At 44.5% G+C, this 21,910-nt stretch carries 19 protein-coding genes; 15 read left to right on the forward strand and 4 right to left on the reverse strand.

Annotated features, from left to right (window positions below; genetic code table 11):
- Positions 1–215: 215 nt before the first annotated feature.
- Positions 216–1,226 (reverse strand): hypothetical protein, encoded by a 1,011-nt coding sequence (locus tag ACESON_RS06995; protein WP_177959194.1) that lies wholly within the window; start codon positions 1,224–1,226, stop codon positions 216–218.
- 30 nt (positions 1,227–1,256) lie between these two features.
- Positions 1,257–2,717 carry a nicotinate phosphoribosyltransferase gene (locus tag ACESON_RS07000; RefSeq protein WP_177959195.1) on the reverse strand — a complete coding sequence of 487 codons (1,461 nt, stop codon included), beginning with the start codon at positions 2,715–2,717 and terminating at the stop codon, positions 1,257–1,259.
- Positions 2,718–3,246: 529 nt separating this feature from the next.
- Here ACESON_RS07000 and ileS point away from each other — a divergent pair.
- The 14 genes from ileS to ACESON_RS07070 all read left to right on the forward strand — a co-directional run bounded on the left by ileS (position 3,247) and on the right by ACESON_RS07070 (position 19,360).
- A complete protein-coding gene (gene ileS / locus ACESON_RS07005) occupies positions 3,247–6,390 on the forward strand; it encodes an isoleucine--tRNA ligase (protein ID WP_177959196.1) in 3,144 nt (1,047 codons plus the stop codon).
- 28 nt (positions 6,391–6,418) lie between these two features.
- Positions 6,419–8,884, forward strand: a complete 2,466-nt coding sequence (locus ACESON_RS07010; RefSeq protein WP_177959197.1) for a glycogen/starch/alpha-glucan family phosphorylase — start codon at positions 6,419–6,421, stop codon at positions 8,882–8,884.
- Between the two features lie 134 nt (positions 8,885–9,018).
- On the forward strand, positions 9,019–10,053 hold the full coding sequence (locus ACESON_RS07015; protein ID WP_373109033.1) for a SpoIID/LytB domain-containing protein: 1,035 nt from the start codon (positions 9,019–9,021) through the stop codon (positions 10,051–10,053).
- Between the two features lie 41 nt (positions 10,054–10,094).
- On the forward strand, positions 10,095–10,889 hold the full coding sequence (locus ACESON_RS07020; protein WP_177959199.1) for a peptidoglycan DD-metalloendopeptidase family protein: 795 nt from the start codon (positions 10,095–10,097) through the stop codon (positions 10,887–10,889).
- Positions 10,890–11,226: 337 nt separating this feature from the next.
- Positions 11,227–11,703, forward strand: a complete 477-nt coding sequence (locus ACESON_RS07025) for a CBS domain-containing protein (protein ID WP_177959200.1) — start codon at positions 11,227–11,229, stop codon at positions 11,701–11,703.
- A gap of 193 nt (positions 11,704–11,896) precedes the next feature.
- The gene (locus tag ACESON_RS07030) at positions 11,897–12,196 is read left to right on the forward strand and encodes a hypothetical protein (protein ID WP_177959201.1); all 300 of its coding nucleotides are present in this window, start codon (positions 11,897–11,899) and stop codon (positions 12,194–12,196) included.
- Between the two features lie 320 nt (positions 12,197–12,516).
- A complete protein-coding gene (locus tag ACESON_RS07035) occupies positions 12,517–12,996 on the forward strand; it encodes a spore coat associated protein CotJA (protein ID WP_373109034.1) in 480 nt (159 codons plus the stop codon).
- Positions 12,993–13,250 carry a spore coat protein CotJB gene (locus ACESON_RS07040; protein WP_373109035.1) on the forward strand — a complete coding sequence of 86 codons (258 nt, stop codon included), beginning with the start codon at positions 12,993–12,995 and terminating at the stop codon, positions 13,248–13,250. The genes ACESON_RS07035 and ACESON_RS07040 overlap by 4 nt, the downstream gene beginning before the upstream one ends.
- Positions 13,250–13,876 carry a manganese catalase family protein gene (locus ACESON_RS07045; RefSeq protein WP_177959202.1) on the forward strand — a complete coding sequence of 209 codons (627 nt, stop codon included), beginning with the start codon at positions 13,250–13,252 and terminating at the stop codon, positions 13,874–13,876. The genes ACESON_RS07040 and ACESON_RS07045 overlap by 1 nt, the downstream gene beginning before the upstream one ends.
- Before the next feature lie 734 nt (positions 13,877–14,610).
- On the forward strand, positions 14,611–15,414 hold the full coding sequence (locus ACESON_RS07050; protein ID WP_177959203.1) for a gluconate 5-dehydrogenase: 804 nt from the start codon (positions 14,611–14,613) through the stop codon (positions 15,412–15,414).
- Positions 15,415–15,487: 73 nt separating this feature from the next.
- Positions 15,488–16,186, forward strand: coding sequence for a GntR family transcriptional regulator (locus tag ACESON_RS07055; RefSeq protein ID WP_373109036.1), 699 nt, complete (start codon positions 15,488–15,490; stop codon positions 16,184–16,186).
- A gap of 270 nt (positions 16,187–16,456) precedes the next feature.
- Positions 16,457–16,717: a helix-turn-helix domain-containing protein gene (locus ACESON_RS07060; protein ID WP_373109037.1), complete on the forward strand. Its 261-nt coding sequence runs from the start codon at positions 16,457–16,459 to the stop codon at positions 16,715–16,717.
- 290 nt (positions 16,718–17,007) lie between these two features.
- Positions 17,008–17,472 carry a hypothetical protein gene (locus ACESON_RS07065; RefSeq protein ID WP_177959206.1) on the forward strand — a complete coding sequence of 155 codons (465 nt, stop codon included), beginning with the start codon at positions 17,008–17,010 and terminating at the stop codon, positions 17,470–17,472.
- Between the two features lie 208 nt (positions 17,473–17,680).
- Positions 17,681–19,360, forward strand: a complete 1,680-nt coding sequence (locus tag ACESON_RS07070) for an FAD-dependent oxidoreductase (RefSeq protein WP_373109038.1) — start codon at positions 17,681–17,683, stop codon at positions 19,358–19,360.
- A 30-nt stretch (positions 19,361–19,390) separates the two neighbouring features.
- Here ACESON_RS07070 and ACESON_RS07075 read toward each other — a convergent pair whose 3' ends face one another.
- Positions 19,391–19,573 carry a TrkA C-terminal domain-containing protein gene (locus tag ACESON_RS07075; RefSeq protein ID WP_373109092.1) on the reverse strand — a complete coding sequence of 61 codons (183 nt, stop codon included), beginning with the start codon at positions 19,571–19,573 and terminating at the stop codon, positions 19,391–19,393.
- A 6-nt stretch (positions 19,574–19,579) separates the two neighbouring features.
- Positions 19,580–21,001, reverse strand: a complete 1,422-nt coding sequence (locus ACESON_RS07080; protein ID WP_373109039.1) for a potassium/proton antiporter — start codon at positions 20,999–21,001, stop codon at positions 19,580–19,582.
- A 188-nt stretch (positions 21,002–21,189) separates the two neighbouring features.
- On the opposite strand from ACESON_RS07080, the gene sigK reads away from it, so the two are divergent.
- Positions 21,190–21,822 (forward strand): RNA polymerase sporulation sigma factor SigK, encoded by a 633-nt coding sequence (sigK, locus tag ACESON_RS07085; RefSeq protein ID WP_177959209.1) that lies wholly within the window; start codon positions 21,190–21,192, stop codon positions 21,820–21,822.
- The last annotated feature ends 88 nt before the right edge of the window (positions 21,823–21,910 follow it).

Raw genomic sequence — 21,910 nt, forward strand, 5'->3', positions numbered from 1 at the left:
TAGGAAAGATGGTAAAAAGGGAGGAGCCGGCGGCATCCAAAACCGCCGGCGATTATGAAAAAAATTATCTAACTGTAATCAGCAATGCAGCAATGCGTTATCTGATGATATAAAGTATAGTGAAAAAATATGAAAGAAGTTTAGCAAAACTGTGGAATGTTTGTAACGGTTTTGTGAATAAGAAATGAACAAAAAGGCCGCTGCAGTGCAGTGACCTATTTCTTCTTATCAGTTTTTTTGCTTCTTCGAACAGAAAGCAGTTCCTCAAGGGCTTCCCGGTGTCTGATAGAGGCCGCGGAGGGATTTCGATCCAAAAGCCGGAAAATACGTTCCCATTCCCGATTTCGCCGGGAGGCGAGATCGATTTCCAGAAAGTGAATAGTTTTCTGAATACTTAACAAATGATCTTTTACATGCTCTAATCGGCTTCTGTCTGAAGCAACAGATACCTGTGACAGCTCCTGATGGACAAATTCCAGAACAGTTGAGGTTTTCTCTGAAAGAGAGGAGAGAAGCTGTGATTTTTTATTGTGAAGCAGTTCTAAGGCTTCCGGATGCAGTTCCCGGCTCAGTAGGGCTGAATGCTCCAGCTGTGCAAGACGCTGGCGAAGAAGTTCCTGCCTTTCGCCAAGCTGCTCAGTAAGCAGTTTCAAATGCTCCTGAATACCGGCAATTCGTTGATTGCTGGAAGTCAGATTTTCCATGACAGCGCGCAGATCCAGAGCAGTCTGAACGGAGCGGGTGACATCAACGGTAAACAAAACGGAAAGCCCCAGACTGATTCCATCGGATGCCGGAAGTGGAAGCAACAGAACAAATCGCTCTAATGGGGGATGAAATACATATATCAGAGCCGTGGAAAAAATTCCCCATGCGAGCGAGGCAGGAAGGCAGATATAGCCATTTACATTCAGAAACTCCTTACTGTAATCCCAGTACCGCATCTGAAAAAGGCGTTCCATAACAAGGCCGGTTCCATATTCCAGCAGAGTTGCCCCTGTCATTCCTATAAAAAATACAAGAGCGGGATTGGTTCTGACAGGGAGAGTTACAAATAGAACAGTTAAAGCGCCTGCACCATAAATGGGAAGCCAGGGGCCGTGAAGAAAGCCCCTGTTTACCATTCTGTGCGTTCTGACGAAAACATAAAAGCATTCCCACAGCCATCCGGCAGCACTGTACAGGAAAAATAAAAGAATCCACTGCGATTGATGATAAAATTCCATATTTTTTGTCAGTAATAAGAAAATAAAAGATTAACGGTTATAATGATAGCTGTCAAGAAGCTGATTTTTCATATGCCAAAGTTCATTTGAGAGATCCACATGAACCCGGTGCGGGAATTCCAGGCGCAGAGATTCCTCCCAGAGGGTAGACATCTCCTGTTTACAGTATTTTTGAATATCCATAACCTCAGGAGAGTCGTAAACACGTTTTCCGTTTTGGAAGACAGGAATCATCAGCTCTCTCATGGTATAGCTGCCAGGCGCCAGGTGAGTCTTTTTCCAGGTCTCAATGGGATCAAACAGCAGCAGAGAGCGGTCAGGATCGTATACTTCATCAACCAGACAGATGAGATCAGCAATGATCTTTCCGTTTTCCTTATCGTAAATCCGGCGGATGGTTTTATTTCCAGGGTTGGTGATCTTTTCCGCATTTTCTGAAAGCTTGATTTTCGGAATGAATTTTCCGGTATTCTTATCCAAAATAGCAGCCAGTTTATAAACACCGCCGAAGGACGGACAGTCCTTTGAGGTAATCAGGTTGGTGCCGACACCCCAGGAGTTAATAGCAGCTCCCTGCATTTTCAGGGAATTGATCAGGGTTTCATCCAGATCATTGGAGGCTGAAATGACAGCATCCGAAAAGCCTGCCTCATCCAGCATTTTCTTTGCCTGCTTGGACAGATAGGCCAGGTCGCCGCTGTCCAGACGGATTCCGTAGAAGGTCAGGGGAATTCCTGCTTCCCGCATTTCTTTAAATACCTGAATGGCATGGGGAACGCCGGAATTTAAGGTGTCATAGGTGTCTACCAGAAGAATGCAGGCAGTGGGATAGAGCTTTGCATAGGTTCGGAATGCAGTCAGCTCGTCCGGAAAACTCATAATCCAGCTGTGGGCATGGGTTCCCTTAACAGGCACATGGAACATTTTTCCGCAGAGGACATTGGAGGTGCCGATGCAGCCGGCAATCATAGCGGCTCTGGCGCCGTAAATGCCTGCGTCAGGTCCCTGGGCGCGGCGAAGTCCGAATTCCATAACCCCGTCACCCTTGGCTGCATATACCACCCGCGCTGCCTTGGTGGCAATCAGAGACTGGTGGTTGATAATATTAAGAAGGGCGGTTTCAATCAGCTGAGCCTCCATAATCGGCGCAATGACTTTGACAAGGGGCTCACGGGGAAATACAACTGTGCCTTCCGGAATAGCATAAATATCGCCGGAAAAATGGAAATTTTTCAGATATTCCAGAAAATCCTCTTCAAACAGTCCTGTGCTGCGAAGGTAGTCGATATCATCCTGTTCAAAATGCAGATTTTCAATATATTCGATGACCTGCTGCAGACCGGCACAGATAGAGTAGCCGCTCCCTACAGGGTTGCTGCGGTAAAATGCATCGAAAATGACGGTTTCATTGGCATCCTTTTCCTTAAAATATCCCTGCATCATAGTCAGCTCATAGAGATCTGTCAGCAGAGTAAGATTACGTTCACTCATAGGTGTTCTCCTTCTCCCGGATGTCCGCTTTCTATAGAAGAAACATCCGATTTTGTGGGTGTAAAATACAGGTAAAATGCTTTTTTGCAGTATACCACCAAAGACAAAAAAAGACAATGTAATTGATAAAAAAATAACAAACACGGGAAACCTTGACAATAACCAAGGGGAATAATATAATAAAAAGGAGTATTCATAAAGAAAAAACGCAGATGGAGACAGTAGCGCCGAGAGGAAAGCAAAAGCGATTCGGGGATGGTGAGAGCCTGAAGCCAGTACATCGGCAGTCGAAAATCACTCCTGAGTTGCAGGCTGAACAGACAGTAGGCCGTGCCGGATTTCCACCGTTATCGGGAACTCATATAGTTGTATGCAGTAATAGGTGGTAGATAGAGACATTGAAGGCTTTTTTCCTGTTGCAGGAAAAAGGCCTTTTTCTTTCATAGGATAATCCTTTCCGTGGGATTTCCTGTTATTTGCAGCTGCCACTGGACTTCACGCAGAATAAGAATGGAGGATGAAGAAAGCCATGTACGAGAAAGTACCTACAAATCTTAACTTTGTAGAGCGTGAAAAGAAAATTGAAAAATTCTGGAATGATAATCATATTTTCCAGAAGAGTATGGACTCCAGAAAAGAGGGGCCGACTTATACGTTCTATGACGGGCCGCCTACCGCAAACGGTAAGCCCCATATTGGTCATGTGCTGACGCGGGTTATCAAGGACATGATTCCTCGTTATCGCACCATGAAGGGTTATATGGTTCCCCGTAAAGCAGGCTGGGATACCCACGGTCTTCCGGTTGAGCTGGAAGTGGAAAAAATGCTGGGCTTAGACGGCAAGGAGCAGATTGAGCAGTATGGTCTGGAGCCGTTTATCGGACACTGTAAAGAGAGCGTGTGGAAGTATAAGGGCATGTGGGAGGATTTTTCCGGAACCGTTGGTTTCTGGGCAGATATGGACAATCCCTATGTTACTTATCACAATAGCTTTATTGAGTCCGAGTGGTGGGCTCTGAAGCAGATCTGGGAGAAGGGACTGCTCTACAAGGGATTTAAGATTGTTCCTTACTGTCCTCGATGCGGTACCCCGCTGTCTTCCCATGAAGTTGCTCAGGGATATAAGGATGTAAAAGAGCGTTCTGCCATTGTTCGTTTCCGGGTTAAGGGTGAGGATGCCAGCATTCTGGCCTGGACAACAACTCCGTGGACTCTGCCGTCTAACGTAGCTCTCTGCGTGAATCCGGACGAGGAATATGTAAAGGTTAAGATGAAAGAGGACGGACAGGTTTATTACCTGGCTGCTGCTCTGTGTGATACGGTTCTGGGAGAGGATTCCTACGAGGTTCTGGAGCGTTACAAGGGAACAGATCTGGAATACAAGGAATACGAGCCTTTGTATCAGTGTGCTGCAGATGCTGCAGAAAAGCAGCATAAAAAGGCGCATTATGTGGTATGTGACGGCTATGTTACCCTGACAGATGGTACCGGTGTGGTTCATATTGCTCCTGCCTTTGGTGAGGACGACTCCAAGGTTGGAAGAAAATACGATCTTCCCTTTGTACAGATGGTTGATGCAAAGGGCGAGATGACAAAGGAAACTTTGTGGCCTGGCGTATTTGTTAAGAAGGCAGATCCTATGGTATTAAAGGATCTGGATGAGAGAGGCCTGTTATTTGCAGCTCCCAATTTTGAGCACAGCTATCCTCACTGCTGGCGCTGCGATACTCCGCTGATTTACTATGCCCGGGAGTCCTGGTTCATTAAAATGACAGCGGTGAAGGAGGATCTGATCCGCAACAACAATACCATCAACTGGATTCCGGAGAGCATCGGCAAGGGCCGTTTCGGTGACTGGCTGGAGAATGTTCAGGACTGGGGTATCAGCCGGAACCGTTACTGGGGAACTCCTTTAAATATCTGGGAGTGTGAATGCGGTCATCAGCATTCCATCGGAAGCATCGAGGAATTAAAATCCATGTCCGACAACTGTCCGGAGGATATTGAGCTGCACCGTCCATTTATTGATGCAGTGACCATTCGCTGTCCGAAATGCGGAAAGCAGATGAAGCGTGTGCCGGAGGTTATTGACTGCTGGTTTGACTCTGGAGCAATGCCATTTGCACAGCATCACTATCCTTTTGAGAACAAAGAGCTGTTTGAGCAGCAGTTCCCGGCAGACTTTATTTCCGAGGCAGTGGATCAGACCAGAGGCTGGTTCTACTCTCTGTTAGCGATTTCCACCCTGATTTTTAACAAGGCTCCTTATCGGAATGTTATTGTTCTGGGGCATGTACAGGATGAAAACGGACAGAAGATGAGTAAGTCCAAAGGAAATGCCGTAGATCCGTTTGATGCTCTGGAAACCTATGGAGCAGATGCTATCCGCTGGTATTTTTACATCAACAGCGCTCCCTGGCTGCCCAACCGTTTCCATGGCAAGGCGGTTCAGGAGGGACAGAGAAAGTTTATGGGAACCCTGTGGAACACCTATGCATTCTTTGTACTGTATGCGAACATTGACAATTTTGATGCAACCAAGTATACCCTGGATTACGATAAGCTTCCTGTTATGGATAAATGGCTGCTGTCCAAGATGAATTCCATGATCCGTGATGTGGATGATAATCTGAACAATTACCGGATTCCGGAGGCTGCAAGAGTGCTGCAGGAATTCGTAGATGATATGAGCAACTGGTATGTAAGACGCAGCAGAGAACGTTTCTGGGCAAAGGGCATGGAGCAGGACAAGATCAATGCTTATATGACTCTGTACACGGCTCTGGTTAATGTGGCAAAGGTTGCTTCTCCCATGATTCCGTTTATGACAGAGGATATTTACCAGAACCTGGTTCGCAGCATTGACAAAAATGCTCCGGAAAGCATCCATCTGTGCGAGTTCCCGTCTGTAGATGAAATGCACATTGACAAGCAGCTGGAAGCAGATATGGATGAGGTTCTGAAGGTTGTTGTTCTGGGACGTGCCGCCAGAAATACTGCAAATATCAAAAACCGTCAGCCTATCGGCAAAATGTATGTAAAAGCAGATCACGAGCTGTCTGATTTCTATGTGGAGATTATTGAGGATGAGCTGAATGTGAAGTCTGTGGAATTTGTAGAGGATGTAAGAAACTTTACTTCCTACAGCTTTAAGCCTCAGTTAAAGACCGTAGGTCCCAAATACGGAAAGCAGCTGGGCAATATCCGCAAGGCTTTAGCGGAGATCGACGGCAATGCGGCAATGGATACCTTAAAGGCAGAAGGCGCTTTGAAATTCGATTTCGGTGCAGAGCTGGTAGTGCTGACAGAAGAGGATCTTCTGATTGATATGGCACAGACAGAAGGCTATGTATCAGAAAGCGACAATGTAGTGACCGTTGCTCTTGATACCAGACTGACTCCGGAGCTTCTGGAGGAAGGCTTTGTCAGAGAGCTGGTAAGCAAAATCCAGACCATGCGTAAGGAAGCTGGATTTGAGGTTATGGATCATATCTGCATATATCAGCAGAATAATGATAAAATTGCAGACATCTTAACCAGATATGCAGATACTATTCGCAGCGAGGTATTGGCGGATGATATTCGCACCGGTGAAATGGGTGGATATACAAAGGAGTGGAACATCAACGGGGAAACCGGTATTCTGGGTGTAGAAAAAATTGCAGTGAATTAAGCAACAGAGCAGGAGGAAGAGTAGAAGTATGATAAGCAGTGTAAATAAGGGGTTTGACAAGGAAACATTTAAAAAGAACGTCATTTATAACGTAAAGAGCCAGTTCAGAAAAACGATTGATGAGGCAACGCCGAATCAGGTTTTTCAGGCTGTGGCCTACGCCGTGAAGGATGTTATTATTGATGAGTGGATTGCAACGCACAAGGAGTATGAAAAGCAGGATGTTAAGACCCTGTATTACCTGTCCATGGAATTTTTAATGGGCCGTGCCCTGGGCAATAACATTATCAATATTATGGCAAAGGATGAGATTAAGCAGGCTCTGGATGAGCTGGGCTATGATCTGAACCTGATTGAGGATCAGGAGCCGGATGCAGCTCTTGGAAACGGCGGTCTGGGCCGTCTGGCAGCATGCTTTTTGGACTCTCTTGCCACACTGGGATATCCGGCATATGGCTGCGGAATCCGTTACCGCTATGGTATGTTCAAGCAGAAAATTGAGAACGGATACCAGGTGGAGGTTCCGGATGAGTGGTTAAAGGACGGCAACCCCTTTGAAGTACGCCGTGCTGAGTACGCTACAGAAGTTAAATTCGGCGGATATGTGAAGACTGTCTGGGAAAACGGCAGAGAAAAATTTGTTCAGGAGGGATATCAGTCTGTTATGGCAGTTCCCTATGACCTTCCGGTTGTAGGCTACGGCAATAACGTGGTCAACACCCTTCGAATCTGGGATGCTCAGCCGGTCAATACCTTCCGTCTGGATGCATTCGACCGTGGTGACTATCAGAAGGCAGTAGAAGAGGAAAACCTGGCTAAGAATATCTGTGAGGTTCTTTATCCTAACGATAACCACATTGCCGGTAAGGAGCTTCGTCTGCGTCAGCAGTATTTCTTCATTTCTGCCAGTGTGCAGAGAGCTGTGCTGAAGTACATGGAGAATCACGATGATGTACGTAAGTTCTATGAGAAAAACGTATTCCAGTTAAATGATACTCATCCGACTGTAGCAGTTGCAGAGCTGATGCGTATTCTGCTGGATGATTATGGTCTTACCTGGGAAGAGGCCTGGGATGTTACAACTAAGACCTGTGCCTACACAAACCATACGATTATGGCAGAGGCTCTGGAAAAATGGCCGATCGAGCTGTTTTCCAGACTGCTTCCCCGTATTTATCAGATTGTGGAGGAGATTAATCGCCGCTTTGTGATTCAGATTCAGCAGGCATATCCGGGACGTCAGGATAAGATTGCCAAAATGGCAGTCATTTATGACGGTCAGGTTCGTATGGCACATATGGCTATTGCCGGAAGCTTCTCTGTAAACGGCGTAGCACAGCTTCATACAGAAATTCTGAAGCATCAGGAACTGAAAGATTTCTATGAGATGATGCCGGAGAAATTCAACAACAAGACCAACGGTATTACTCAGAGAAGATTCCTGCTGCACGGCAATCCGCTTCTGGCTGACTGGGTAACCAGCAAAGTGGGAAATGAGTGGATTACCAATCTGTCTGCCATTAACAAGCTGAAGCTTTACGCAGATGATGAGAAGTGCCAGCATGAGTTTATGAACATCAAATACCAGAACAAGATTCGTCTGGCAAAATATATCAAAGAACACAACGGTATTGATGTAGATCCCCGTTCTATCTTTGATGTACAGGTAAAACGTCTCCATGAGTATAAGAGACAGCTGATGAATATCCTTCATGTTATGTATCTGTACAATCAGCTGAAGGATAACCCCAACATGGATATGGTGCCAAGAACTTTTATCTTTGGTGCAAAGGCAGCAGCAGGCTACAAGCGTGCGAAACTGACCATTAAGCTGATTAACTCTGTGGCAGATGTAATCAACAACGATAAGTCCATTAACGGAAAGCTTAAAGTTGTATTTATTGAAGATTACCGGGTATCTAACGCAGAGATTATCTTTGCTGCAGCAGATGTCAGCGAGCAGATTTCCACTGCAAGTAAAGAGGCATCCGGTACCGGAAACATGAAATTCATGTTAAACGGCGCCCTGACCATTGGAACCATGGATGGAGCGAATGTAGAGATTGTGGAAGAAGTTGGACAGGAGAATGCCTTTATTTTCGGTACTTCTTCCGATGATATCATCCGCATGGAGCATGATCACAGCTACAATCCTATGGAGATCTTCAACAATGATCAGGATATCCGCCGTGTGCTGATGCAGCTGATCAATGGATATTATTCTCCGCAGAATCCGGAGATGTTCCGTGATATTTATGATTCACTGCTGAACACCCGCAGCAGTGACCGGGCAGATACCTACTTTATTCTGAAGGATTTCCGCATGTATGCAGAGGCTCAGAAGAAGGTAGATGCAGCATACCGGGATGAAAAATGGTGGGCTAAGGCAGCAATTCTGAATACTGCCTGCAGCGGTAAGTTCAGCTCTGACCGTACCATTGAAGAGTATGTAAAGGATATCTGGCATCTGGAAAAGGTTCAGGTAGAACTGTAAGTTTGATTCCCCTGGTTCAGAAAGAACGGAAGCTTCCAGATGATTCATTTGGGAAAATTGCAGAAAACAGACATTTTTAAGGAATAAAGAGAAAATCCCTCCATAGACTGATAATAGTCGGGAGGGATTTTTTTATGAAAAAATGGATGCTTTGGGGAATTTTCATGCTGCTGCTGCCCTGGCTGCTGGCACTGATATGTATGAAAGGAACGGGACAGGCTGTATGGGGAAGCGAGAACAGAATAGAGAAAGAAGAGGATACTTTGCCTTCTCTGGATGAGAAGGGAGGAGAAACCAGGGAGAGTGAAGCGGAAGAAGAGGATACAGAAATCAGCGCAGACAGTATTTCCCGCAGAATTCTGATAGAACGAGATGGAATTCAGACCTATATGAATCTGGAGGATTATCTTCCTGGAGTGGTTGCGTGCCAGATTCCAGAAGGGTATGAGTGGGAAGCACTAAAATGTCAGACAGTTATTGCCAGAACCTATATCTGCCGTTTGATGGATGGAAGACAGGAGATTCAGGAAGAAGAACTGGATCTGGATTATATCGGACAGGCAAACGGGAGTGAGAACAGGTTTTTAACGCTTGGGGAAAAGGAACGGCTGGCAGAAAAGCTGATTCAGTGTAAGAGGGCAGCAAGGGAAACGAAAGGAGTAGTGATGCGCTGCGAGGATCAGTATGTGCTTCCTCTGTTTCACAGGATCAGCTCTGGCCGGACGAGAAACGGTTCTGAAGAGTATCCCTATCTTGTTTCGGTAGAAAGCAGGTGGGATGTGGAAGCTGAGAACTATCAGCAGGTATTTTCCTGGAGCAGAGAAACCTTTGCACAGAAAATCAGCCAGATTCCAGGGGCAGCACCTGTTAGGGCAGATCAGGTTCCGGAACAGATTCAGACTGTTGAAAAGGATGAGGCTGGATATCTGACAGAAATGAAAATAGGATCTGGAATTTATAAGGGAGAAGAAATCCAGTATACTCTGGGACTGCCTTCTTCCTGTTTTTATTTTAACGGCACAGAAAGCGGGATTCAGGCAGTGGTGCGGGGAATCGGGCATGGATACGGTCTCAGCCAGACCGGAGCTGCTCATATGGCAGCAGAAGGATGGGATTATCAGGACATTCTGCATTATTATTATAAAAATATTTCTCTGGTGACTGAATAAGTGGGAGCACTTTGGTAAAAATAGTACCGAGGTGATAAACGGTGAAAGAGAAATGGAATCAAATGTTCAAGGACAAACTGTTCCTTGTCATGTTGGTGCTTGGCCTGCTGACTATCGTAGCCGCAGCAGGCGTTGTTACAACTCAGAGAGGAAGCGGTCAGGAGCAGAATCCCTATGTGGATATGCAGGAGCAGGGAGATTTTATTGCCCAGCAGCCAGGAAAACAGATTCAGGAAGCAGAGCTTCCGGAAAGAAATCCGGCTTTGGCAGAGGAAACCGAAATTGCGGCAGAGCAGCTGGCAGAAAATAACCTGGATACTGTGACAGCAGAAAGAACAAAAGAGGAAGCTTGGAATCCTGAGGAGGAAAATGTGCAGGAGGCCGGAACCGGGCTGGGAAATGTGGAAGCCCTGGCTCTGAATTTTTCGGATACCAGCAGCCTGTCCTGGCCAGTGAGAGGGAATGTAGTTCTGAATTACAGTATGGATTCTACGATTTATTTTCCAACCCTGGATCAGTACAAGTGCAATCCAGGCATGGTGATTCAGGGGGATATCAGTGAGCCGGTTTATGCTCCGGCCAATGCCCGTGTGGTTTCTGTGGGAAACAGCGAAGAAATCGGAACCTACCTGACACTGGATCTGGGAAATGAGTATTCGGTGATCTGCGGTCAGCTGAAGGAGGTGGCTGCAGTTGAGGGCGAATATTTGGAAAAAGGCCAGCTTATAGGATATGTAGCAGAGCCGACCAAATATTATACTGTGGAAGGCAGCAATCTTTATCTGGAAATGCTTCACAAAGACAGTCCTGTGGATCCGCTGGATTATCTGGAATAGATAAAGGCTATTGCAGGAGAGTATTTGGTAATTTTTAGAAAAAGGCATCTGCAGGAGAGCTTCAGAGGACAGAATTCGGAAACAAAAGCAGGAAAAAAGAGTAAAAAGCACAGAAAACAGATTTAGAAAAAGGGAACCGGGAAAAGCAGAAAACAGGGCTTTTTCCGGTTCCTTTTATCGCGTCTTTCTGCATGATATTCCAGAAATGTGTATTTTCATACAGGAAAAACAAGCGGTTTGAATATTTATGCTATCTTAAGAATTTGTTCACAATATGTTCTGAATCCCATGTTATAATAAACAAAAATCAAATATAAGGAGCGTGAAAAAACTCATTATGAACATATTGTTTTTTATAACTCCCAAAAGTGAAATTGCATACATATATGAAGATGATTCTATCCGGCAGGCTTTGGAAAAAATGGAATATCATAAATTTTCAGCAGTTCCGCTGTTGACCAGGGACGGAAAGTACGTGGGAACGATTACAGAAGGAGATATGCTCTGGGGAATCAAGAATCAGTACAATCTGAACTTGAAGGAGGCAGAAGGAATTTCTGTCAGCACACTGAAGCGCAGGATGGATTATCTTCCGGTTTTTGTAAAGTCCAATATGGAAGATATGATTGATCGGGCTTTGAATCAGAATTTTGTTCCGGTAGTGGATGATCGAAAAATGTTTATCGGAATTATCACAAGAAAAGATATTATCAAATATTATTATGGAAAGGGAACGGCAGGAGAAAAGCCCCAGTCTTCCTTCATTATGGCGCCGAATGGCAAAAAAGAAACAGAACAAATAGAGCAGGTGTGAATGGAACCTGTTTTTGGGCAGAGGCGACAAAAAGGGACAAAGATGGAATGTGCCATCTTTGTCCCTGAATTATTTATTGACAGTTATTGCAGCCGCAGGAAGAATTGTTGGAATCAAAGGTATCGGGGATGTGGAAGGGAGCAATACCGATATTATTTTCTACTGCTGACTGGAAGCCATCCCGGTAACCAACATGGTTTCCATCCCGGAAACCGATTCGGTAGCCGGACTGATAGGCCTGGCGGTTATTGTTGGAAGAAGAGTCGCTGCCGCAGCTATTTCCGCAGTTACAATCACACCCGTTATTGGAGGAGCCGCAGCCACAGGAGTTGTTATTGTTATTATTGGAAGAGGAACCGCAGCCACATCCGCAGTTGCAGCCAGAATGGCTGGTATTGCCGGAGTTGTTGCAGCAACCGCAGTTATTATTGCATCCGCATCTGCAGCAGTTCCAATTAGAAGTACAAAAACAGTTTCTAAAGCAATTACATAAATTACATCTACACATATTAAAAATCTCCTTGTTTTGTTGTGATAGTATATGGTATGTGGACAGTAAGACAGGGGTGACAGCCTGTTTTATGTCATAGGAAAGTGCGTCCTATGACATAAAAACGCTCCGCGAGGAACGCTATGGGGTGGAAGAGAATTGGGCTGATGAGACGACTCGCCGCAGGCGGAGAAGCTCGCGAGCGAGCTTCTTTCTTATAGGGAAGAGATCTTATGAGAGAAAATGGTCTGAGAGTTTTCACCAGTGAGAAATCAGATTCATATGATACTATCAGAATCTTCCGAAAGGAGAAAAGCTTGCTTATGGATTGCAGCAATCATCAGCAGAATGCCTGTACCAGCCGCCCACAGATATCACCGTGTATGAGTGCGGGATGCGGCTGCGGAGGCAAACCAATTCGTCCAACGAATCCGATTCAGCCGGTCACACCAAATCAGGGACAGGGAATAAAACCGTGTCAGGATGGGTGCATGTGTCAAAATAAAAAGCCTGTTCAGCATATGATGCCATGCCAGAGCAATACGCCATGTCAGAATAATACGCTATGCCAGAATAATATGCCATGTCAGAACTGTGTGCCTGGTCAGAACGCCGGAACGGGAGTTTTTCCGCCTGTAATGAGACCGCCAGGAGGAAACGCTCTTTCCGAAATGTCTTTAGCCATGGCTTATGTTCCAATGCAGAGATGGACACAGACCTATACCCTTAGCCAGGGGCTGGAGAGAGGCACAATTTTTCCGGAATTAGATTTACCGTTTATAATGGGGAGGTGCCGTGGATGATGTGTGGATGTAAAAATCAATTAATGAAGAATGTCTATGAAACGGGATTTGCTCTGGATGAAATTCTTCTTTATCTGGATACTCATCCAACGGATCAGGAGGCTATGAATTACTATTATTACGTGAAACAGTTAAATAAAGAAGCTGTTTGTGCGTATGAGCAGGCGTATGGTCCCCTGATGATTGATCAGGTATCATCGGATAATTGGAGCTGGATCAAAAGTCCGTGGCCGTGGGAAGGAGGGAATGCCTGATGTGGAGATATGAGAAAAGGCTTCAATATCCGGTGAATATCAGCCAGACAAATCCCAAGATGGCACAGTTTATTATAAGCCAGTATGGCGGCCCGGATGGTGAGGCAGCGGCAGCTCTTCGATATTTGAGCCAGAGATATGCAATGCCCTATGAAAAGGGAAAGGCGGTTCTGAATGATGTGGGAACAGAAGAGCTGGGGCATTTTGAGATTATTGGAGCAATTGTGCACCAGCTGACGAGAAATCTGACACCTCAGGAAATTGAGGATTCTGGATTTGGCCCGTATTATATTGATCATACAACGGGAGTCTGGCCACAGGCAGCAGGAGGAATTCCGCTGAATGCCTGTGAGTTTCAGTCTAAGGGAGATCCGATTACAGATCTTTTCGAGGATCTTGCTGCAGAACAGAAAGCCCGGTCGACCTATGATAATATCCTTCGGGTGGTAAAGGATCCGGAGGTATGCGATCCGATTCGCTTTTTGAGAGAGAGAGAAATTATCCATTTTCAGCGGTTCGGTGAAGTTTTAAGAGACGTTCAGGATCGTTTGAGCAGCCGCAATTTTTATGCCTTTAATCCGGCATTTGATAAGCCGCAGGCAAGGAGTGGAAAAACAGATTCTTAAGTATAATTTAGAATAATAAATAAAAAATCCAAATATATCAGAAAATATAAAGAATAGATACAAATATAAAATATTATTAATGTTTTTATTGAAAATAAATTGAAAAATATGTTGACAAAATGGAAAAGTAGTGATATTATATAACCATAAAGATAAGAACTTCTTATCCAAACAAAAGCAGAGAAACAAACATTTGATTCAAGACGCAGATGTTTGTGGAGCTGAAAAGTAACAAAAGGGTTTGGCAGTTACCTCAACTTGAATAGGTTTGGAACAGAATTTCAATCAAAAGTAAATATCAAAATTTATCAGGAATCAAAAGATAGGAAATATTAGGTAGTAAATATAAGATATCAGAGATAGGAAATATTCAAAGAAATGAGAATATAAAATGATAGATTATATTAAAAAATATAAATTATCTTAGATGAGAGATAAAGGAAAAGATAATATAATTTGAGTTGAAAAGATGTGAAAGACTGAAAGAAAATGCCAGGAAAGAGTCTTTATATGATAGTCGTAGGAGGCTATAGATAGAGACTCTTTCTTTTTGCGCGGTATCTTTTACGCCCATCGTGCCAAATTGTCGCTGATATGTACAAAAATAAAAGATATAATTTGTATAAACTGTACATTGAAAGATTGGATGAGATGTGATATTGTATACATACAAGTTAAGTGTATACAAGTTAAAGAACTGTATACAAATAAAAGAGAGAGAAGGAGAATGAATTATGGATTACATCAACAATTATTCCCTGGAAGGCAAAGTTGCCCTGATTACTGGCGCTTCTTACGGCATTGGCTTTGCTATTGCAAAAGCTATGGCAGGTGCTGGAGCAACTATCGTTTTTAATGATATTAAGCAGGAGCTGGTGGACAAGGGTGTTGCTGCCTATGCTGAGATTGGTATTAAAGCTCATGGCTATGTATGTGACGTTACCAACGAGGATGCTGTAAATGCAATGGTTGCTCAGATCGAAAACGAGGTTGGCGTGGTTGATATTCTGGTAAATAATGCAGGTATCATCAAGAGAATCCCGATGATCGAAATGTCTGCAAAGGATTTCCGTCAGGTTATTGATGTAGACTTAAATGCTCCGTTTATCGTATCTAAGGCTGTTATCCCGTCTATGATTAAGAAGGGGCACGGCAAGATTATCAACATCTGCTCTATGATGTCTGAGTTTGGTCGTGAGACCGTATCTGCTTATGCAGCAGCAAAGGGCGGCTTAAAGATGCTGACCAGAAATATTTGTTCTGAGTACGGCGAGCACAACATTCAGTGTAACGGTATTGGACCTGGCTACATTGCTACTCCTCAGACAGCTCCGCTGCGTGAGAAGCAGGCTGATGGTTCCAGACATCCGTTTGACCAGTTTATCGTAAGCAAGACTCCGGCTGGCCGCTGGGGCGAGGCAGAGGATCTGGGCGGACCGGCAGTATTCCTGGCATCTGACGCTTCTAACTTTGTAAACGGACAGATTCTGTACGTAGATGGCGGTATTCAGGCTTATATTGGAAAGCAGCCGTCCTAATCTGATTTTAAAAATCGATTTCGCAGGCAGATCCGTAAGCTGAGCCTGCAGGATAGCAAAAGGAGGAAGACGCATGGGCGAAAAGTGTTATAAGAATCGCGGCGACTATGTATTCGACATGCTGAAGCAGGAAATTCTTTCTTTAGAGCTGAAACCTGGACAGGCAATCAGTGAAAATGAAATCTGCAGCCGGTTTGACGTTTCCCGGACTCCGGTCCGGGAAGCTCTTCGGAGACTGCAGGAGCAGGGGTTTGTGAATACGATTCCGTATTCGGGAACTTATGTGACACTTCTCAATCTGGATAATATCCGGCAGATGATTTATATGAGGGTTGCAGTTGAACTGATGGTGATGCGCGATTTTATGGAAGTGGCGACGCCTCTTCTTTATGAGGAAATACGTCATCAGATTCGGTGCCAGGAGCTTTTGATTCAGGAGCCAGGATTTGAGCCGGAACAGTTTTACAGTATGGATGCCCAGATGCATGGTTTGTGGTTTTGTGCTATAGGCAGGACGAAGCTGTGGGATTTTATACAGGCTCAGCAGCTGCATTATACCAGATTCCGCATGTTGGATTTTGTTACAGAAACAGACTTTACCCGCATTATCCGGGAGCACAAACAGCTTCTGGAGTTTTTGGAAAAGAAGGATGAAAAGGGGCTGGAGGAGGCATTAAAGGCCCATCTTTACATTAGTATGACCCGGATGAAATATGCGATTGAAGTAGAATATAAGGATTATTTTGAGGTAGTCAATGGCAGCGAAAGCTAAAAATGGCTGCCTCTTTCTTTGTTATTGTCTTTCGGTGGGAAGAAGCTGTTTACGACAGGAGATGAAACAAAGAAGGGTTTGAAAGCAGAGATTTCATTTACAAGGTTTTAATTTATAGTACAGCTATAATGACAGAGAGGGAAAGATCTGATATAATTTTATAGAGAAACTAGAGTCTAGAAAATGCCAAAAAGTGCAGAAGGGAGTTGGGATGGCATAAACCAATATCCTCATATTGACATGTATAAAACTGGACAGAATATGAAAAATATGATGCAGAGAAGGGGCTTGACTGTCCGTAATCTGCAGGAATATTTGAAATTGGCAACTCCTCAGAGTATTTATCACTGGTTTGAAGGGAGAAATCTGCCCACAATTGACAATTTATATGCACTGAGTGCATTGTTCCATGTACCAGTCGATGCTTTGATTTGTGGAAATAGAGAGGAAAATTATCGGTTTTCCAGAATGGGAGGAAGCATTTGGCTGCGTTCTTATTACCTTAGTTATCGGGAGTTTTATTGGAAATAGGCACAAGAGACAGATTATACTACAGCTACAATGACAAATAAAAAAACATCCTTTAAAATAATTTTACAAGAGATTATTCTAAAGGATGTTTTTTTATGCCATAGGAAAGTGCGCCCTATGACATAAAAACGCTCCGCGAGGATCGCCATGCGACGGAAGAGAATTTTGTCGCAGAAGCGACCCGCCGCAGGCGGAGAAGTTCGCGAGCGAGCTTCTTTTTCATGAGATATGCCCGGAAACATCAGGATCTCATCTAAAAATATTTTAGAATTTGGAGAGGGAGGATGAAAATGCAGCCAAAAACACAGAGGAAACACAACGCGGCGAGACTGTTTTTTATATGTTGTCTGATTGAGTATATAGCCAGACAAACAAAGAATTTGCGATCAGATGTTGTAAATGCATTGGGGAAAAGGAAAATAAAGCTTATTTTTGATTCGTCTTCCGGCTGGTACTGTTTTGACAATATGGAACAGGTGTGTGCGGAACTTATCGGGGAGTGCAGGATAGCAGAGGGGAATTTTGATAATGTGGGAGACTGTCGATATCCTGTCCCCACTTATTGGGAGATAGGGAAGGTTTATCAAAAGCTGATCCAAAAGGTTACGGATATAACACAGGGAGATTTGTTTGAGGTGCTGATCAAGGTGTATCATTCTTTTATCAGCAGGAAGATAGATGATTACAACAGCGGCGCCTATCTGGAAAATACGGTCTATTTGCTGGAGTGTTTTTTGAAAAACAGAATAATATAGAATATTTCTCATTCTATATCGGTAAAAAAAGAAAAAATTTAGAAAAAAATAGAAATTACAACAAACTTTCTGTTATAATAAGAAAAGCGGGATCCATATCGGATGAAAGGTGAGAGAATCGAATAAAAACTTCTCATTTTCGCAAAACAAAATGTGGAAGCAGACTGTTGGGAGACAGAGCTTTTCGAAGAGAAAGGAGTTGTAATTTATGAAAGTAATCATTGTTGGAGGCGTAGCAGGAGGAGCGGGAACTGCAGCCCGTCTCAGAAGAAATGATGAGAGTGCAGAGATTATCATAATGGAACGCGGACAGTATATTTCTTATGCAAACTGTGGGCTCCCCTATTATGTAGGAGGGGTGATTACAGATAAAGGAGCTCTGCAGCTGCAGACTCCAGAGCGATTTCATCAGAGATTCGGCGTAGATGTGAGGACAGAAAGTGAGGTTCTGTCTGTAAACTGTGCCAATAAAACTGTGACGGTTCGTCATGGAAATCAGATGTGCGAAGAAACCTATGATAAGCTTGTGCTTTCTCCGGGCGCGGCGCCCATTCGCCCTGCGATACCGGGAATAGAGAAAAATCATGTATTTACTTTAAGAAATATTCCGGATACTTATGCTATTTATGATCATATGAAAGCAGAAAAGCCCAGAAGCTGTGCAGTGATCGGAGCCGGTTTTATTGGACTGGAAATGGCAGAAAATCTTGCAGAGCAGGGGATTCATGTATCGGTAGTAGAGGGGGCCTCCCATGTAATGCCTCCTATTGATATGGATATGGCTCATCAGGTACATAATTATATCCGTTCAAAGGGAATCCGTCTTTATCTGGGTCAGATCTGTACTGCCATGGATGAAGATGGTGTGATTTTGAAGAATGGAGATAAGGTTCAGGCTGACATGGTGATTTTAAGTATTGGAGTGCGTCCAGACACAGCTTTTTTGAAGAACAGTGGCATTGCCTTAGGTACCCGGGGCGAAATCCTTGTAAATAATTACATGGAAACCAGCCAGCCGGATGTATATGCACTGGGAGATGCTGTCAGTGTGCGCCATGTGGTCAGCGGAGAAGCTGTGTTGATTCCTTTGGCTTCTCCTGCTAATAAGCAGGGACGAATTGTGGGAGACAATCTCTGCGGAAGAAAACGGAGATATGAGGGAAGCCAGGGAACCTCTATTATGAAATTTTTTGATTTGACAGTTGCTGTTACAGGCGAAAAAGAGGAAGTACTGCAGGCCCGCGGGCAAAGCTACCAGAAGGTCATCACGACCTCAGCCTCTCAGGCCGGATATTATCCGGGAGGTGAAATGATGACGGTAAAGACCTTATTTGTTCCAGAAACAGGGCGTATTCTGGGATGCCAGATTGTAGGTGGAAAAGGTGTAGATAAACGTATTGACGATATGGCCAATGCAGTTCGGTTTGGCATGACCTGCTTTGATCTTCAAGAGATGGAACTTGCCTATGCACCGCCGTTTTCTTCCGCAAAGGATCCAGTCAATATGGCAGGTTATGTTATTGGAAATGTGGTAGAAGGATTGATGAAGCCATTTTATATTGAGAATCTGGATCAGATTCCGGATACGGCGATTCGTCTGGATGTTCGCACTCCCGAAGAATGTGCCGGAGGCATGATGCCTGGCTTTATCAATATTCCTCTGGATTCTCTGAGAGAACGGCTGGACGAACTGGATGCAGAAAGAAAAGTGTATATTACATGCCAGATCGGACTGCGCGGTTATTTGGCACAGCGCATTCTTGAGCAGCATGGCTTCCGTACCTGGAATCTGGTTGGAGGATACCGTCTGTATGATATGATGCAGAAGGATTTGGAGGCCATGGCTGCTGTAGCAGGAATGTGTACAGAGTGCGGAAAGGAAATTTAGTTTCCAGTATCTCTGCGGGTATTCTGGTTATTACCGCAGCGCATTGACAACAATTGTGTCGCCCTCTTGAATTATGGTTTGACCTCCTGGGATAATGGTTTCAGTTCCGCGCCGAATCAGGATAGCCAGAGAATTTTTTGGGAGAGACAGTTCACGGATGGTTTTTCCGCACCATTCATGGCCCCTGGAAACAAAGGTTTCAGTTAGATGGATGCTGTCTTAGTCCCGATATGCGGAAGCGCCCAATACCAGCACATCGCCCTCCTGTATCATGGTCTTCCCGTTGGGAACAATATTTTCCCCGGTGCGTCGTAAAAAGACCAGGAGGGTTCCCGGAGGCAGGTTCAGTTCGCTGACAAGTTTCCGGTTCCAAGGATGTTCTTTCTGAATAGGGATGCTGATGAAGCGGACATCGGTTTCTTCCGTGTAGTCGTTGAAGGTTGTGAGGATGTTTCCTGTTTCATCCAGCATATCTGTCTTTTTTGCAAACCAGGGAAGCAGGGTTCCCTGAATGGAAATTGACAGAAGAACAATGCAGAAAACCATGTGAAACAGATCGTGTTCCATGGAAATACCGCTCATGGCTACCATAATGGCAAATACAATGGAAGCAGCTCCTCTCAGTCCGGCCCATGATATAAGCATCTGTTGTTTCAGAGACGCTTTCAAGGGAGTGAGAAGCAGGGCAGTGGCTGCAGGGCGGGCAACCAGTGTGAGAAATGCAGCAACAGCAAGAGAAGGAAGCCATACAGCCGCAATCTTTGATGGAAAGGACAAAAGTCCCAGGATAAAGAAGATCATCATCTGCATGAGGCTGGTCAGTCCGTCAAAAAAGCTGACCAGTCCTTTTTTATTTCTTAAAGAATGATTACCCAGAAGAATACCCACCAGATAAGCACTCAGATATCCGTTTCCCCCGATGGCGGAGGGAAGAGCGTAGGATAGAAGCGCAATGGAGAGAACAAAGGCTGCATCAAACCCATTGATAGTAAAAGAAAAATGATCTAGAAACCATCGGCCTGCTAGGGCGATGACAATTCCACAGAACAGTCCAAAAAACACCTGGAAAAAGGCAGTAGTGAGAATCTGAAACGGAAGCTCTCCTGCGGAGGCGGAACCATTCATGGCAGAGAGAAGGATCAGTGTCAGCATATACGCAAAGGGATCGTTGCTTCCGCTTTCTATTTCCAAAAGAGAGTCTGTACTGTATTTCAGAGAAAGTTTTTGGGAACGGAGAACGGAGAAGACGCTTGCTGCGTCAGTGGAACTGAGGACTGCGCCGGTAAGAAGGCCTTCCATTAAACGAAATCCCAGAATAAGATGACAAAAAATTCCGGTCAGGACAGCAGTGAGTATCGTTCCCAGAGAGGAGAGAAGAATCGCTTTTCCGGCGATTGGGCGGGCAGCTTTCCATCGTGTTCCGAATCCGCCGTAAAACATAATAAAAATAAGAGCAACTGTGCAGAAATCTGAAGCAAATCTGAAATTATCAAAAGGAATTCTAAAAAGTCCCTCTGATCCAAATGCCATACCAAGTCCGATAAAAGCCAGAAGCATGGGAATTCCAAACCGGCTGGTGATGCGGTTTGCCAGTATACAGGCAATAATGACTGTAGAACCTAACAAAAGCAATTGATTCAAATCCATATCCTCCCTTTAAAAGTATGTTATGAAAGTTAAAGTATAACAGAAAGAAATGGAAGGAGAAAGAATTCCGGCGCTAAAATTGCGTTAAGGAGTGGTAATCTGCGGACTTGAAAAATAGAACGGGCACGAGGCAGGCTGTGTTTACATATACTTCTATTAAGTATGCTTTAAGGCGGATATTTTTGAAAACATTTCCGAAACCCTTAACACCAGGAGAGGAGAAACAATATCTGGAGCGCTGTCTGAAAGGGGACTTGGAAGCACGAAATATTCTGATAGAGAGAAATATGAGGCTGGTGGCCCATGTTGCAAAAAAATACCAGAATACGGATTATGATATGGAAGACCTGCTTTCTGTGGGAACTATTGGATTGATTAAGGCAGTTTCAACCTTTCATCCGGATCGAGGTTCCCGTTTGGCTACTTATGCGGCGAAATGCATTGAAAATGAGATTCTCATGCTTCTGCGCTCCAGCAAAAAATATGCCAGAGAAATTTCTCTTTTTGAACCCATTGGAGTAGACAAGGACGGGGAAGCCGTAAGTCTGGTAGATGTGATTGAAGTTGAGAACCGGGAGGTTTTAGAGGATCTGATTCTGGATCAGGATATTGAGGAGCTGTATCAGGCCTTCCATGCCTGTTTGAAGGAACAGGAACAGACGGTAATTAGTCAGCGATACGGACTTTTTGGAAAACAGCCTAAAACGCAGAGGGAAATTGCTGCTGTGCTGGGAATTTCCAGATCCTATGTATCGCGTCTGGAAAAAAAAGCAGTCCGAAAAATGCGAGAGTGGCTGGAGGCTCAGGGAGGATGAGGCGAGCTGGAAAAATGAAGAAGCCGGAGGGCAGGAAGCTGCCGCCGGCTTTTGACTTTGCCTGCAGGAAAAGCGGGACAATTTGCAT

The organism is Lachnoclostridium sp. Marseille-P6806 (genome assembly GCF_964238185.1).
In the GTDB taxonomy this organism is placed as follows: Bacteria; Bacillota; Clostridia; order Lachnospirales; family Lachnospiraceae; genus Brotaphodocola.